The sequence below is a fragment of the Micromonospora sp. SL1-18 genome (assembly GCF_047921505.1).
Taxonomy (GTDB): Bacteria; Actinomycetota; Actinomycetes; order Mycobacteriales; family Micromonosporaceae; genus Micromonospora.
In genome coordinates, this window is sequence record NZ_JBLROA010000008.1 from 33,498 (window position 1) to 48,986 (window position 15,489).

Annotated in this window: 10 protein-coding genes; 3 read left to right on the forward strand and 7 right to left on the reverse strand. The window is 69.6% G+C overall.

Annotated elements, in window-relative coordinates; genetic code table 11:
• Positions 1-68 precede the first annotated feature (68 nt).
• A complete protein-coding gene (locus ACNAW0_RS05425; protein WP_416286594.1) occupies positions 69-3,602 on the forward strand; it encodes a phosphodiester glycosidase family protein in 3,534 nt (1,177 codons plus the stop codon).
• Between the two features lie 128 nt (positions 3,603-3,730).
• Here ACNAW0_RS05425 and ACNAW0_RS05430 read toward each other — a convergent pair whose 3' ends face one another.
• From ACNAW0_RS05430 to ACNAW0_RS05455, 6 genes are all read right to left on the reverse strand, one after another.
• On the reverse strand, positions 3,731-5,233 hold the full coding sequence (locus tag ACNAW0_RS05430; protein WP_416286595.1) for an alkaline phosphatase D family protein: 1,503 nt from the start codon (positions 5,231-5,233) through the stop codon (positions 3,731-3,733).
• Positions 5,234-5,374: 141 nt separating this feature from the next.
• Positions 5,375-6,718 (reverse strand): glucosylglycerate hydrolase, encoded by a 1,344-nt coding sequence (gene ggh, locus ACNAW0_RS05435; RefSeq protein WP_416286596.1) that lies wholly within the window; start codon positions 6,716-6,718, stop codon positions 5,375-5,377.
• On the reverse strand, positions 6,718-7,803 hold the full coding sequence (locus ACNAW0_RS05440; RefSeq protein WP_416286597.1) for an ABC transporter ATP-binding protein: 1,086 nt from the start codon (positions 7,801-7,803) through the stop codon (positions 6,718-6,720). The genes ggh and ACNAW0_RS05440 overlap by 1 nt, the downstream gene beginning before the upstream one ends.
• 37 nt (positions 7,804-7,840) lie before the next feature.
• Positions 7,841-8,668 (reverse strand): carbohydrate ABC transporter permease, encoded by an 828-nt coding sequence (locus tag ACNAW0_RS05445; RefSeq protein WP_416286598.1) that lies wholly within the window; start codon positions 8,666-8,668, stop codon positions 7,841-7,843.
• On the reverse strand, positions 8,665-9,597 hold the full coding sequence (locus ACNAW0_RS05450) for a carbohydrate ABC transporter permease (RefSeq protein WP_416286599.1): 933 nt from the start codon (positions 9,595-9,597) through the stop codon (positions 8,665-8,667). Before ACNAW0_RS05450 ends, ACNAW0_RS05445 begins: the two co-directional genes overlap by 4 nt.
• Before the next feature lie 2 nt (positions 9,598-9,599).
• Positions 9,600-10,940, reverse strand: a complete 1,341-nt coding sequence (locus ACNAW0_RS05455) for an ABC transporter substrate-binding protein (protein WP_416286600.1) — start codon at positions 10,938-10,940, stop codon at positions 9,600-9,602.
• A gap of 130 nt (positions 10,941-11,070) precedes the next feature.
• On the opposite strand from ACNAW0_RS05455, the gene ACNAW0_RS05460 reads away from it, so the two are divergent.
• A complete protein-coding gene (locus ACNAW0_RS05460) occupies positions 11,071-12,294 on the forward strand; it encodes an ROK family protein (RefSeq protein ID WP_416286601.1) in 1,224 nt (407 codons plus the stop codon).
• Between the two features lie 196 nt (positions 12,295-12,490).
• Positions 12,491-13,993: a PucR family transcriptional regulator gene (locus ACNAW0_RS05465; protein WP_416286602.1), complete on the forward strand. Its 1,503-nt coding sequence runs from the start codon at positions 12,491-12,493 to the stop codon at positions 13,991-13,993.
• A gap of 23 nt (positions 13,994-14,016) precedes the next feature.
• Here the strand turns inward: ACNAW0_RS05465 and ACNAW0_RS05470 are convergent, their stop codons facing one another.
• Positions 14,017-15,411, reverse strand: coding sequence for an NAD(P)/FAD-dependent oxidoreductase (locus ACNAW0_RS05470; RefSeq protein ID WP_416286603.1), 1,395 nt, complete (start codon positions 15,409-15,411; stop codon positions 14,017-14,019).
• Positions 15,412-15,489: the final 78 nt, after the last annotated feature.

The following is a 15,489-nucleotide window of genomic DNA, read 5'->3' on the forward strand; positions in this document are numbered from 1 at the left end:
ACCAGAGAGATCAAACTTCGCCAAGAGTTTCGTATGACAAGAGTGAATGGGGGCCTAATGTTCCTGGCATGGCTCACCATCCCTCGTACCGGCGGTTAGGCCGTCCTGTCGGGCTGCTCGCCGTATTCGCCGTCGTCGCCGCGCCACTGAGCGCACCTCCGAATGTGCTGCCCGGCGCCGGCCCACTGCCGGCCTCTGCCAACGGCTCCGACGTCGACCACGATCACGAGCACGAGAAGGGAGGACATCGCCCACCCAGCGGCCCGGTCGTACCCGTACCGCCCGAGGACGGTGCGATGCTCGCCGCCGCCGCCGCCGCACCGCCCGCTACGGACTCCGCCTGGCTACCGGTCAGCCACGGAGTCGAAAAGCTCGCCCCCGGAGTTGCTCTCAGCCGCGACCGCAGCTACGACAGCGCCGGCTTCGTGGACAGCTTTCTGCTCACCACCGACCTCAAGGGCCCGACGAAACCGAAGCTGCTCGCGGAGAGCGTCAGCGGCGCAATGGTGCCCACCGAGCTGGCGGACGCCTCCCGCGCGGTCGCCGGCACCAACGGCGACTTCTTCGCCATCAACGGCACCAACGCACCGATCGGCGGTGCCGTCCAGGACGGCGAGCTGATCAAAGCGGACCGTTCCGGCGGCACCATGGTTGGGCTCGACGCGGCCGGCGTCGGCCAGATCACCGACATGTTCCTCGAAGGTAGCGCCACCGTCGGCACCCGTACCTTCGATCTGGGCGGCCTGAACAGCAACGGCGTACCCGCCAACTCGGCGGTGTTCTACACGCCGAAGTGGGGCCCGGGCGACCGGGGGTACGTCAGCAGCAGCGGCTCGGTCGTCGAACTCGTCATCGAGCAGGGCAAGGTCACCGAGGTGCGCCGGGCCAAGACGGCCGAGCCCGTACCGAGCGACGGGTACGTGCTCCTCGCCGCCGGCAGTCTCGCCAACGAGCTCGCCGGTACCGCCCTCGATACGCCGGTCACGGTCGACTACCACGCTCGTTCCGACGCGCCCAACCCGTACTCGCTGGCGCTCGGCGCGCACCTGGTGATCCTGCGGGACGGCGTGACCCAGCCGATCAACCCGGGCGACACCAACAATCCTGCGCTCAAGCCGCGTACCGCCGTCGGCTGGACCGCCGACGGGAAGCTGCTCGTGTACGTGGCGGACGGCAGCTCCAGCCGCTCGCGTGGCCTGACCGCCTGGGAACTCGCCGACCGGATGAAGGCGGTCGGCGCCGTTGACGCGGTGATGCTCGACGGTGGCGGCTCGACCCAGCTGGTGACCCGCCGCCACGGCGATTCGCAGGTCAGCGTCACCAACGTGCCGTCCGACGGCAACATGCGCCCGGTGCCGAACGGCATCGGTCTGATCCCACCGGAGGGCTCCGGTGAACTGCGCGGCATCGACGTGCGGCTGCGCTCGGACCGGGTCTTCCCGGGCCTGTCCCGCGACGTCGCCGTGGCCGGCTACGACGAGACGTACGGGCCGGCGCCGCTGGACGACGTGAAGTGGCAGTCGGTGCCGGCCGACCTGGTCAAGCCGGACGCCGAGCGGGGGCTACGCGGATTCCACAGCGGAAGCGGCAAGCTGTTCGCCCAGTACCGCAGCGTCCGGCAGGCGGTCGACCTGCGGGTGCTCGGTGACCTCGACCAGCTCGAGGCCGACGTGCAGGCGCTCGCCCTCGAGCCCGGCGACCACCGCGACATCACCGTCACGGGCGTCGACGCGGAGGGTTTCCGCGCTCCGATCGAGCCGCGCGACCTCACGTTCGACTACGACAAGTCGGTGCTGACGGTCAGCCCGCAGCCGAACGGCACGGTACGGATCAGCGGCCTGGACGCCGCCGACGGCAGCGGCACGATCGTGACCGCGACCGTGCAGGGGCACGTGCTGCGCATCCCGGTGACGATCGGCCTCAAGGACGTACCGCTGTCGTCGCTGGCCGACGCCACCCAGTGGTCGTCGGCGGCGGTGCTCGCCACGGCCGGCGTCGCCTCGGTCGATACCAGTGACCGTCCTGGTGCTGCGCCCGGCGAGAAGGGCCTGCGGCTCAAGTACGACTTCACCAATCAGCGGGCGGGCACCTCGGCGGCGTACGCGGTGGCGAAGACGCCGCTGCTGATCCCGGACGGCGCGCAGCGTCTCGCCCTGTGGATCAAGGGTGATGGGCACAAGCACTGGATGCGGGCCACCATGGCGTCGCAGGGCTCGACGAACGTGCCGTTCACCTTCGCGACCGAGGTCGACTGGACCGGATGGAAGCGCGTCGAGGGCCCGATCCCGACCGGGTTCAGCGCGCCGATCACGCTCAGCCGCATCTACGTGGTGGAGACGGACACCAACAAGCGGGACGTCGGCCAGCTTGACCTCGCTCTGCTCGACGCGCGAGTCGGCGTGGCGCTGGACGTGCCGGACGTGCCGGACCAGCCGGACCCGGCGGTGCTGGAGCAGACCGACGGGCAGGCGGGGGAGGGCCGGCGCGGATGGCGCTTCGCGATCCTCTCCGACACGCACGTCAACGCCGACGGCGGCACCACGTCGTACGCGTACCGGCAGACCGGCCGGGCGCTCGACGAGATCGTGGCGGCCAAGCCGGACTTCGTGCTGCTCTCCGGAGACGGGGTGGACAGCAACCGGCCGCAGGACTTCGCCCTGTTCCAGCAGCTGCTCAGCGAGCACCTGCCGGCGGACATCCCGCTGCACTGGGCGGTCGGTAACCACGAGTCGGGTTCGACGGCCACCGGCACCCTCGACCAGTTCGCCGCCTCCACCGGGCGCCCGACCCGGCAGGTCTTCGACCACGCCGGCACCCGGTTCATCCTGCTCAACAGCACGCTCGCCTCGCTGCGGCGGTCCGACTGGTCGCAGGTGCCGTGGCTGCGGGAGCAGCTCGACGCCGCCGAGACGGATCCGTCGATCTCCTCGGTGGTGGTTTCGACGCATCACCCGGTGCTCGACCCGACCGGCACCGGCTCGTCGCAGCTGTCCGACCCGTACGAGGCGGAGCTGCTGGAGCAGTGGCTGGCCGAGTTCCGGGCCAGCTCCGGCAAGCAGGTCGCGCTGGTGACCGGCCACGCGCACACCGCGCACGTACGGCGCGCCGACGGCGTACTGGAGTTCAACGCGCCGGTTGTCGGCAAGGTTCCGTACGGCGACGCCGGCCATGGCGGGTTCGCTGCCTGGTCGCTGGTCACGATCGACCCGAACCGGGCGAAGGTCAACCCGGATCAGCCCGACCCGCAGGGCTTCGGCTGGTTCCAGGCGGACGTGCGGCCGGTGCTGACCCGGGTGGAGTTGCACGCGCCGGAGCAGGTAACGGTCGGTGAGACCGCGCGGGTGACGGCCAACGCGATCGACGAGGGTCAGGGCGGGCGTAACGTGCCGCTGCGCTACCCGATGTCGGCAACGTGGGCCGGCGACATGAACCTGGCGGTCGTCGAGGACGACAAGGACTTGTCGCAGGCGCTTAAGAGCCCCAAGGTCGTCGCCGTGCTCGACATACGGTCAGGAATGCTGACGGGTGTCCGCACGGGAACGGTGCAGATCGCCGTGCAGGCGGGGGCGATGGGCGCTACCGCCACCGTCACGGTGAACTGACGGCACCGTATTCGGCCCCCCACCCTGCAGCAGGGTGGGGGGCCGATCTTGTTTCGTCCGGCCGTATCCGGCCAGGCCGTGTACGGGCATCTGTGCCGAAGGGTGCGCCGGAATTGGCACGGGCGGGGCTAGACCAGCTTTACACCGGGGCGTCCGGCCTCGATGTAGAAGCTCTGCGCGTCCCAGGTCGGGGCGTCCGGCCGGGTGACGAACTTGACGTTCCGCTGAGTCGCCGTCGCGCCGGTCGGGGTGAAGGTGGTGCGGATGAAGCCGCGGTAGCCGTCGACGTACCGGATCCACGGACGCTTGAGCCAGTTGTCCTTCGTGGCCTGGTCGCCGGGACCATCGCCGGTCGAGGTGATCGATGTGACGATGAACTCCGTGCCGACGATCGCACTGGTGGGATCCGGGACCGAGAGAAGTGAATCCTGGACGAGGGTCCAGTGCAGGTCCCCGGAGAAGATGACCGGGTACACCTGGCGGTCGTTGTACGCGCGGTAGATCCGGTTCCGGGTGGGGCTGTTCTGGTTGACGCCACCGAGCTGCTGGCCCTGCGCGAACACGTGCCACGTCGCGCCGGTCGAGTTGATGCCGTCGATCAGCCACGCCTCCTGCTCGTTGCCGAGCTTCGAGACAAGCGGGTCGTTGTCGCCGATGCGGTACTGACGGCTGTCCAGGAGGTCAAGCTGCGCGAGGCTGCCGATGGTGAACCGGCGGTAGATCCGCTGGTCGGGGCCGACGGGCGGAGCGCAACGCGTGGGGGTGTTCTCCCACCACGCCTGGTAGCCGGCGGCGCGTCGGGCGAGCTGCTTCTGCCCGTGGTCGATACCGCCGGCGTAGTCGTTGGTGACCTCGTGGTCGTCGCGGGTGATGGCCCACGGGAACGCGGCATGTGCCGCCTGTAGGTCAGGGTCGAGCTTGTACAGGGAGTAGCGCAGCCGGTACTGGTCCACGGTGTTCGCGGCGGCGCGCACCTCATCGGGCACGAAGGTTCCGCCGCGGGGCGCGGCAGCGGTGATCGCGCCCTCGTAGATGTAGTCGCCGAGGTGCAGGACGAGGTCAATGTCGTCCTGTGCCATGTACCGGTACGCCGTGAAGTAGCCGGTCTGCCAGGTCTGGCAGGACGCGTGACTGATAGTGAAGGAGTTGACCTGGGCGCCGGCGGCCGGCAGGGTCCGCGTGCGGCCGACCGGGCTCAACTCCGGCCCGCACTGGAAGCGGTAGAAGTACCAGCGGTCGGGCGCGAGTCCCTGAACGTCGACCCGGACGCTGTGGTTGTACTCCGGCAGGGCGAACACCTCGCCCTCGCGGACGATCTGGGTGAACGCCTCGTCGTGGGCGACCTGCCAGTGGACCGGGATCTTCTTCGGCGGCATGCCGGACCCGACGGCCAGCGGATCCGGGGCGAGACGGGTCCACAGGATGACCGAGTCGGCCAGTGGGTCGCCGGAGGCCACGCCGAGCGTGAATGGGTAGCCGGGCAGGTTGCCGATACCGCCGGGCGCGGCGGTGGCGGCGGTGGGGATGGCAGCGCCGATCGAGGTCGCCGCGGCGGCCGCTCCCGACAGGATCAGGAACTGGCGGCGGCTCGGCTTGGAGATGGAGGAACGATCGTCTTCGTGGTGGGACAAGGTCGGCATCCTTCGCAGCGGGAGGCATCAGGAATGCGCAGGTGTACGCAGCTGCCGACGCTCTTGGATCTTGGTGACATGTCGGTGGGATGCCAGGTGAGCAATGGGCCAACGGCAGCGGAACATCGGCCACCGGCCCTGCTAGGCGGCGGGGCCGAGCGTCCAGTCGAGGGCCACGGCAGCGGTCCACGACTGGTGGGCACTGCCCAGCGCCTCCCCGGTGAGCGGTTCGTAGTACTCCCCGAACTCCAGATCGGCCAACTGCCGCAGGGAGTCCTCGCGGATCCGTGCGGCGAGGGCCGGGGCGACCCCCTGCCGCTCCAGTGCCCAGCAGAACAACCAGTTCATCACCGGCCATTGCGGGCCCCGCCAGTACGTGCGGGGACGGAACGCCGGCGACGTGGGCGAGGTCGACGGCGGTACGGCGTACCGCAGCGCGGGGTGGTCGCACCACTGCGGGCCGGACAGCAACGCCGCCTGGCGGCGCACGACCGACGGGTCGGCGCCGCACAGCAGCGGCGCGAATCCGGCGATGGTCTCGGTCTCCACCCACGTGTCGGCGCGGATGTCCTCGTCGCGGGCCAGGCCGGTCTCGTCCGACACGGTGGAGAGCACACCGGCCCGGAACCGGGCGGCGAGCGTCCGCAGTTCGGCGGCCTCGTCGGTGCGGCCGAACTCGTCGCCGACCTCGGCGAGTTCGTCGGCGGCGAGCGCCAGGATCGCGGACATGAACACGTCGGTGATCCGGAAATCCACCGTCTCGCGTACCGCGTCGTCGTCGTACCGGGCCTCGCGCATCTGGTGCACCAACCACAGGTAGCGCCGGTACTCGGCGTCGGTCGGCCGCTGGCTGGCATCGGCGACGTGCTGCAGGTCCCGCCGCGACCGGACCTCCAGGTCGACCTTCGGCGCCACATTGGCGTACGTCGAGTCCCAGCGTGGCGAGTTGTCCATGCCCGACTCCCAGCTGTGGTAGATCTCCAGGAGCCCGCGGCGGGACGGATCGCGCGCCTCGGCGAGCCACCGGTGCCAGGCCAGCCAGCGGTCGAACGTGCCTTCGGCGAATCGTTCCGCCAGCTCGCGGTCGGCCCCGCCGTTGCGACGGCCGGCTGCGAGGACGTGGCGCACCGCGATCGCGTGGACCGGGGGCTGGCAGATGCCGGAGGTGCGGACGTCGCGCGGTGCCGCGGCGGCGCAGGCGGAGTCCCACACGTCGGGGCCCGGGAAGTAGTCGACGTCGGGCCCGAAGACGATGTGCGGCAGCATTCCGTTGCGCCACTGGGCGCGCAGCAGCGTCCGCAGTTCGGCGATGGCCCGGGGCACGGAGACCGTGGCCAGGCCGATCGACACGAAAGCCGCGTCCCAGCTCCACAGGTGCGGGTAGAGCTGTGGTGCGGCTGTGGTCAGCTCGCCGAGGTCGTCTCCGCGCAGGATGTAGGCCGCGCGGGCGGCGAGCAGTTCTCGCGAAACATTGATCACAGCCATCACGTCACCAGCGCCAGTGCGGTCTCGGGGTCGAAGCAGCGCAGACTCGCCGGCGCACAACGCAGCCACACGTCCTGCTCGGGCGCCACGTCGAAGTTCGGCGGCGCCTGCACCTTCAGCTCGTGCTCGCCGAGCCGTACGGTGAGCAGCACGCTGGCGCCCGTCGGCTCGACCACCTCCACCCGGGCCCGGATCCGGTCCGCTGCCTGGGCCTTCGCCACGTCGATGTTCTCGGCCCGGACGCCCACCACCACCGGCTGGTGGTCGAAGGCGCCGAGGTGGTCGGGCGCGGTCAGCCCTTGGTCGCCCACGAGCAGCCGGGTGCCGTCGTCCGAGCGCCGCACGTCGGCGGTGAAGAAGTTCATCGGCGGCGTGCCGAGAAAACCGCCGACGAAGCGCTCCTCGGGCCGGTCGTACACCTGCAACGGGGAGCCGATCTGTGCGATGCGCCCGGCTCGCATCACCGCGATGCGGTCACCGAGGGACATGGCCTCAGCCTGGTCGTGGGTGACGTAGAGGGTCGTGGTGCCGATCTGGCGCACGATCTTCTTGAGCTCGGCTCGGAACTGCAGGCGGAGCAGCGCGTCCAGGTTGGACAGCGGTTCGTCCATGAGCAACACACCGGCGTCGACGACGATCGCGCGGGCGACGGCCACCCGTTGCCGCTGCCCCCCGGAGAGCTGGGCCGGGTAGCGGTCGAGCAGGTCGGTCAGCTCGAGGATCTCGGCGGCCCACCGTACGCGTTGCTCGATCTGCTCCGCCGGGGCCTTGCGCATGCGCAGCCCGAAGCCGATGTTCTGCCGCACCTTCAGGTGCGGGAAGATGGCGTACGACTGGAAGACCATCGAGACGTGCCGGTCGCGGGCCGACAGCCAGGTGACCTCCCGGCCGCCGATCGAGATGCTGCCGCTGTCCGGGGTGTCCAGTCCGGCGACCATCCGCAGCAGCGTCGTCTTGCCGCAGCCGCTCGGCCCGACGAGCACGAGGAATTCCCCGTCCGCGATCGTCAACGAGATGTTGTCGGTCGCCGGACTCTTGCCACCGGGATAGGTCTTCGTCAGGTCGCGAATCACGATCTCGGACATACCGCCCCCTCGCTGGCGCGGCTTCTCCTGGCGGTGGTCATCGCAGTGTCGTCCCCCACATGTTGATCAGATACTTGCGCATCAGCGCGACGAACACGATCGCCGGCAGCACGAGGGCGAACCCACCGGCGAAGCGGTACGCCAGCGGCGAGTCGGCGAGCGTCGAGAGGACCTGCGCCGGCAGCGTCCGCTGGTTGAGGGTGAGCACGGCAGCGCCGAGCACCTCGTTCCACGACATCACGAAGGTGAACATCGCCGAGGCCGCGATCCCGGGCAGCGCCTGAGGCAGGACGACGTGCACGAACGCCCGCAGCGGCGTCGCCCCGAAGATGAGCGCGGCCTCCTCGTGGTCGTTCGGCACGGCGTAGAACACGGCGGAGGTGATGAGCACCGTGGTGGGCAGCGCGAGCGCGGTGTGCAGCAGCGCGACGGCGTAGGTGGTGTCGTACAGGCCGGTGGTCAGGAAGACCTTGGCCAGCGGCACGGACAGCACGACGATCGGCAGGGCCCGGGTCAGGAGCAGGAACAGTTGGTACGGCTGGCGTCCGCGAAACGCGTACCGGGCCAGCGCGTAACCGGCGGGCACGCCGAGCAGCAGCGCCGCCGCGAGGGTGAACAGCCCGACCTGGAGCGAGTTGAGGAAGCCGGGGATCACCCCGGTGGTGGACAGGAACCGGGACAGCGTCTCGGTGGACAGTTCGGTGGGGAACAACGGCAGCGGGAACCGGTTGAGCGATTCCCGGCTGGACAGCGCGGCGAGGGTGATCAGGTAGACCGGCACGCCCATGAAGAGCGTCACCGCGACGCAGGCGACCTGCAACAGCACGCCTCGGCGGCGCCGCGCGCGCCTGGGATCGGGGTTCATCGGGTCACCTCCGTCGTCCGGTCACGCAGCAGACGCAGGTACGCGATCGAGGTGACCATGGAGACCGCCAGCACCACCAGGGCGATGGCGGCGGCGACGTTGGGATTTTGCAGGGTGTAGTACCAGCGGTAGGCCTCGCCGACGAGCAGCGGGAAGTCGCGGCCGGCGAGCGCCTGCGCCACCGCGAAGGTCTGCAGGGCCAGGATTGTCCGCAGGATCATCGCCACCTGCAGGCTGGGCCGCAGTTGCGGCAGGATGACCCACCGCAGGCGCTGCCAGTAGGTCGCCCCGAAGACCGAGGCGGCCTCGTCGTAGTCCCTCGGGATGCCCTGCAGGCCGGCCACGATGATGACGAGCACCAGCGACGTGGCCCGCCACAGCTCGGCGAGAAGGACGGCGACGAACATCGACGTGGGGTTCTCGTACGACAGCCAGGCGTAGCTGTCCACGCCGATCGTGTGCAGGACCGAGTTGAGGTACCCGTGATCGGTGAAGATCGACAGCCAGACCAGGCCGGCGGCCAGGTCGCTGATCGCCAGCGGCAACACCCAGATGTAGAAGTAGAATCCCGCGAACTTCGGCTTGGCCCGCAGCAGGAGGGCCATGGCCAGGGCGAACGCGAACTGGAGCGGGATCAGCACGACGATCAGCAGGACGGTGTTGCGCACCGCCGGCCACAGGTACGGGTCGTCGAGCATGCGCCGCAGGTACGCCAGGGTGGGGCCCTGGTCGCCGGTGAACGCCTGCGCGACACCGACGACCATGGGCCAGGCGAACAGCACCGTCAGGAAGACCAGCGACGGCGCGATCAGGAGCACCGGCGTGGGCAGCCTCGCCCGGCGTTCGTGCACCGGCACCGGGCCGGGCTGCGCGCGGTCCCCCGGCTGGCCGTCACCGACCGTGCCGGGGCCCGCGGCGCCCGAACCCACGCTCACTGCACTCGGCACGGCTGCCCGTCCGGGTCGGGCTTCCAGCAGGGAACCTTCAGCTCGTCGAGGATGGTGTTGAGCTGCTTGGCCTGGTTGTCGAGGACCTGCTGGACCGGCTTCTTGTCGAGGCAGATCTCCTTGAAGCAGTTCTTGAAGATCTGGGAGACCTCGCCGTCCTTGGCGCCCAGTCCCACCGGCGGCAGCGACACCAGCGCGTCGCTGGCCTCCTGCTGGGCGCGTACGGCGGTGGCCTCGAGGCTGATGGCGGGAGGCAGGTCGCGCGGCGGGGTGGCCTGCGCGACGGGGAAGAAGGCATTGTCCCGGAGCACCTGCAGCTGCGTCTCCGGCGTGGTCAGCGCCTTGATGACCTCCTTCGCCCGATCCACGTCGGGCGCGCCGCGGGGGATGGCGAGACCGGCCACGACGAGCATGTAACCCAGCCCCTTGGGGCCGCGCGGGGCGGGCACCATGAGCCAGTCGTCCGGCTTGTCCTTCGGGGCGTCCACCAGACGGGCCACGTGATCCCAGGCGATCAGCACCTCACCGCGTTGCAGCGGTTCCTGCATGAAGTCGTAGTTGGTGGAGGCCGGAGCCGCGTTTGCCCACAGTTCCTTCATGTACTGCCAGGCCTGCGCCGCCTCAGGGGAGCGGAAGGTGGTGATCTGCCCGCCGGTGAAGCTGGGCAGCAGGTAGCCCTGGAAGAAGCGGTGGTACAGGCCCTTCGGCCCGGCCGGAAAGCCGAAGATCGGCTTGCCGCCGTTGCCCGCCCGCCCGGCCTTCACCCAGGCCAGCAACTGGTCGTAGGTGAGCTTCTGCGGGTCCACCCCGTTGGGCAGCCACTGCAGTGCCTTCTTGTTGACCGCGACGACGTACGACGCCTGCATCCACGGGATGTACTTGGTGGTCCCGCCGCCGAGTTTGCCGAGTGTGGTCACGTCGGCGGCGAACCCACGGTCGGTGAGCGACCCGGCCAGGTCGTCCAGGTCGAGCAGGCGCCCGGCGTGTGGTGCGAGCTGGCCGTGCAGGCCGCCGACCAGACTGACCTGAACCTTGCCCGCGTCGACCTGCGACGTGATCGTCGAGGCGAAGACGCCCTCGTCCACCGGGTTGTAGGCAACCTTCGCAGCGGTGACCCGGCTGCCGAGAATCGCCTCGAACCGCTGCCGTTCCTCGACCGGAGTGAACTGGGTGGAAAGGAAAGTGATACTGCCGCTGCCACCGCCGGAGCCGGTGGTGGAAACCCCACCGCAGGCCGACAGTGCCGCGGCGCCTGCCGCTCCGAGGCCGAGCCCGAGTACCGTACGTCGGCTGATCAGCGCGTTGGGTAGGGTGCTCTTCGCCATCATTGACTCCCTGGGCACGTCTAAATCCGATGTAACCGGGTCTTTCGGCTAGCCTTTTGACAAGAGCTTTTGCAAAACGGGCTCACACAAGTTCCCAGGTCTATTCACGACTGTCAAGAGGTGTTAACAGATGCAGCTCCGAAGCAGCCCGAACACGTCGCGCCCGACAGTCGGCGCGACCCCCGGACACGTCCTCGAACTGGTCCGGTCACGTCCGGCGTGGACCCGACAGCAGCTGCTCACCGCCACCGGGATGTCCCGCCCCACGCTGCAGGACCGGCTGGCACCCCTGTTCGCCAGCGGTCTCATCTACTCCGCGGGCTTCGAAGCCTCCGAGGGAGGCCGCCCCGCCGAGCTGATCCGCTTCGACGACCGGCACCTCGTGATCCTGACCCTCGACGTCGGACACACGCACGCCCGCGTCGGCATCAGCACCGTGCGCGGCCAGGTGCTGCGCTTCCGCGACAGCCGCCTCGACGTGACCAGAACCCCGCCGCCCGCGGTGCTCAACACCCTGATCGGCCTCGCCGCCGAACTGACCGTCGACGCCCCGGACGAGCGGGTCGCCGGCATCGGCATCGGACTGCCCGGCCCGATCTCGCTGGTGACCGGACTGCCCGGCCAGACCACGACCCTGCCCGGCTGGGAGCACTTGCCGATCTTCGACCTGCTGCGCGAACGGTGGAACGTGCCGATGGTCACCGAGAACGACGCACGCGCCCTCGCGCTCGGCGAGGCGACCCGACATCCGGAGTCGACGGTGCTCGGCCTCAAGTGGGCACATGGCATCGGGGCCGGGCTGATCATCAACAATCGGAGCCTCGGCGGGGACGACGGCGCGGCCGGCGACATCGGCCACGTGAAGCTCAGCCGCGGCGGACCGGAGTGCCGCTGTGGCCGGCGGGGATGCCTCGCGGCGTACGCCTCGGGCCACGCGCTACTTGCCCGGCTGGCTCCGGTCGGGGTGCGTGACCTCGACCACCTCGCCGAGTTGGCGAACGCGGGCGACCGGAAGGTCCGCGCAGCCCTGGACGGAGCCGCCCGCCGGGTGGGAACCGTGTTGGCCGCGCTCATCGCGCTGGCCAACCCTCGGACTCTCGTCCTCGGCGGAACGATCGGCACACTGCCGCGGGTCGTCGACGCGGTGGCGGCCCGGGTACGCGAGGTCACCCTGTCGCGAAGCGTGGAGTCGCTACAGGTGCTGCCCAGCCAGCTCGGCCCCAGCGCCGGAACGGCGGGACTGGTCCATCTGGTCGTCGAGCGGGTGCTCTCGGCCGAGGCCGTTGACCGGTCACTCGCCGCCGAACCGGGCTCGCCGCACGCGGCGATCATCCGAGCGCCGGAGAAACCGTAAACCAGATCATGCCCTGGCCGACAGGCGCGGCCGGGATCCGGGCCGGCGACCACCGGCAGCGGTAAGGCCCCGAAGTGAGCCCCGCCTGGTCAGCAGGTCCCAATCTTGGCGAGCCGAGGGTCAAGTTTCGGGATCAGATGGTGCATCGTCTCTTGTTCTCGACCTACCCTGGGACGTCATGCCCTGAGGAGAATCTATGGCCATCACCGTAGGTGAGCTCGTCGGTGTGCCCTCCCTCGGGACACGCGTGGTGGCCGGCGCTTCCGGCCTTGATCGCAGGATCTCGTGGGCGCACGTCTGCGAGCTGCCAGAGCCGTGGCTGTGGCTGGGCGACGGTGAGCTTCTCATGACGACCGGGATCGGGATCCCGGTCGATGCCATAAGGCAGGTGAAGTATGTTACCGAGCTGTCCGCCGCCGGCATCGTCGGTATCGCCATCGGCGATCGGATGAAGTCGCCTGACCTTCATACCGACATGGTCGCCGCCGCGGACCGCATCGGCCTGCCGCTTCTTCTCACCGAGGCCGAGGTGCCGTTCGTGGCCCTCGCCCGTGTGGTGGCCAACGCCAACGACAGGGAAGAACAGGCGCGGCTCGCGACGACCGAACGGCTCTACCACCACATGCGTTTCTTGTCGCAGGTCGATGGGACCCCGCAACTCCTCGGTGGTCTTGGTGTAGAGCTCGGCGCGACCCTCGCGCTGGTCTCGGCAGGGGCGACCATTTGTGCCGCAGACGGCGATACCGGGAGTCCCTCCGTGGCTGCGGCGCTGGCCCAGTTGGCATCGACGCAACCACGGCCGGGCGGGGCCGTGATCCGCCTTCATCACGGTGCGCTGGCGGTGCGGCTTCCTGGGCCGCAGGCAGCAGCCCTGGTGGCGGTACCGCTCCCGGATCACCTGCTTGACATCGGGCTCGTGCAGCATGCGGCGGCGGTTGTGTCGGCGCAGCGGTCCGCGGCCACCGCGGGACGCGAGCGCGCCCGGCGCCTGGGGGCGTCGTTGCTCACGCGCATGATTGACGGCAGCATCGACTCTGCGATGGCGCTGGATGAGCTCACCGAGAGGCGTCTGGATGGTCGCCGGGTGGTCGCGGTGATCCCGGTTGACAATGCGAGCGACGCGGTCTGGGCGGACCTGCACCATCGTTTCGATGACGCGGGGATCGCGAACGCGTTGCTGACCCGGGGCGGGCTGCACGTCGCCCTCCTGCCGGAGGACGAGGAGGCGCTGACCATGCTCCTCCAGGCGTTGCCGCCGTCGGCGAGCGTGGGGGTGAGCGCGCCTGTCGACCGGGTTGCCGACAGCAGGCCTGCGCTCCTGCAAGCAACCTGGGCCTTGCATCAGGTCAGGGACACCGATCGCCGCGTGGGTCGGTACGCCGTCGACCGGCAGTTCTCCGGATTCCTGCCCACCAGCTTGGCTGACTGTGAGGAGGCGGCGCGCCGTTGCCTTGGACCGCTTCTTCGGTACGACGAGACGAAGGGCAGCCAACTGGTCGTGTCGCTACGCGTCTTTCTCGAGGAAAACCGGTCGTGGGCGCGCGCCGCCTCGCGGCTGTATGTCCACAAGCAGACCCTGGTATACCGGATGGACCGAGTCGAGGAGCTCACCGGCCGGAAGCTCAGCTCGACCGCGGACGTGGCCGAGCTGTGGATGGCACTGCAAGCGGCGATGGCCGCCGGGCTGCACGGTTTCTAGGTCCGCGACCATCCGACCCGTCGTCAGTGTCCCAACATCCGCCAAAAGGACGAGGCCATCCGCGACGGCTTACCCGACCGGGCCTCCGTCCGGTCCGCCATCGCGAAGATGAGCGTGCCCGCGTTGACGCCCAGCCACCGCAGGGGCTCCGGCTCCCACTTGGGGGAGTGTCGGAACAGCCAGGGCAGGTCGGTCAGCTCGGACGGTGTCTCGGTGATCAGGTTGGCCAGGGTCCGGCCGGCGAGGTTGGCGGTCGCGACCCCGTCGCCGACGTAGCCTCCCGCGTACGCGATGCCGGACTCGCGGTCGTAGCCGGCCGATGGGTACCAGTCGCGTGGGATACCCAGGTTCCCACCCCACCTGTGGGTGAAGGTGGTGCCGGTCAGCATGGGGAAGAGGTCAGCCAGAATCCCACGCAGCATGGTGTGCACGCGGTCGTCCAGGTCGAACTCCGGCATGACCCGCGAGCCGAAGTGATACGGCGCGCCGCGTCCCCCGAATGCCAGGCGTCCATCGGCGGTACGCTGCCCGTAGATCCGCAGGTGACGCTTGTCACTGAAGGTCTGCCGGGAGCGCAGGCCAATCTGGTCCCAAACCTCCTCCGGCAGTGGCTCGGTGGCCACCATCAGCGAGTACATCGGGACCATGTCGCGGCGCATCCCCGGTAGCAGCGAGGTGTACCCCTCGGTGGCCCGGACCACGACCTTGGCGCGGACCTCGCCGTGTGCAGTGACCAGCCGTCGCTGACCGATGCCCTCGACGCGGGTACGATCGTAGATCTTCACCCCGGCGGCCTCTATTACCTGAGCGAGTCCGCGCACCAGCTTCGCCGGGTGAACAGCTGCGCAGTGCGGGGTGAACGTGCCACCGTACACACGCGTCGCCCCCACCTGGGCGGTCGCCTCCTCCGCCGAGAGTAGCCGCATGTGGTCGGTGCCGAAGCCCCAATCCCGCCAGCCCTGGACCTCTCGCTGGGCGCGGATCCACTGAGCCTCGTTGCGGGCCGCAGACACGTAGCCGCCCTGCGCGAAGTCGCAGTCGATGCCCTCGGTCGCGATGACCCGCCCGATCTCGGTCACCGTGGCGTTCATCGCGTGCTGCATCCTGCGCGCCGCATCCGGCGAGCTGCTCCCGGCGATTTTGTTTAGGGTGGCCGGGAAGATCGCCGAACACCAGCCGCCGTTGCGGCCGGACGCGCCGAACCCGACAACCTCCGCCTCCATTACGGCGATACGCAGGGACGGGTCGGCTTGCGCCAGGTAGTACGCGGTCCACAGGCCGGTGTATCCGCCCCCAACGATTGCCACGTCGACGTCCGTCGAGCTGGGCAACGACGGTCGGGGCTCCCAGGACAGTGACGGGTGGTCGTGCCACAGACTGAGTCGGCGGTAGGCCGGGTGCGAAGCCTCGGTGCTCATTGTCCTTCTCGCTGTTTCATGGGCGTCGACATCCGGATGCCTGCCTGGCTCCGTATCGGGTCAGCGCCGACGGGCACG

Excerpts from the sequence above, each read along its gene's own strand:
- ACNAW0_RS05425 (WP_416286594.1), top strand. The coding sequence starts at position 69 with ATGGCTCACCATCCCTCGTACCGGCGGTTAGGCCGTCCTGTCGGGCTG.
- ggh (WP_416286596.1), bottom strand. The coding sequence starts at position 6,718 with ATGGCTGTGATCAATGTTTCGCGAGAACTGCTCGCCGCCCGCGCGGCC.
- ACNAW0_RS05440 (WP_416286597.1), bottom strand. The coding sequence starts at position 7,803 with ATGTCCGAGATCGTGATTCGCGACCTGACGAAGACCTATCCCGGTGGC.
- ACNAW0_RS05445 (WP_416286598.1), bottom strand. The coding sequence starts at position 8,668 with ATGAACCCCGATCCCAGGCGCGCGCGGCGCCGCCGAGGCGTGCTGTTG.
- ACNAW0_RS05455 (WP_416286600.1), bottom strand. The coding sequence starts at position 10,940 with ATGGCGAAGAGCACCCTACCCAACGCGCTGATCAGCCGACGTACGGTA.
- ACNAW0_RS05460 (WP_416286601.1), top strand. The coding sequence starts at position 11,071 with ATGCAGCTCCGAAGCAGCCCGAACACGTCGCGCCCGACAGTCGGCGCG.
- ACNAW0_RS05465 (WP_416286602.1), top strand. The coding sequence starts at position 12,491 with ATGGCCATCACCGTAGGTGAGCTCGTCGGTGTGCCCTCCCTCGGGACA.
- ACNAW0_RS05470 (WP_416286603.1), bottom strand. The coding sequence starts at position 15,411 with ATGAGCACCGAGGCTTCGCACCCGGCCTACCGCCGACTCAGTCTGTGG.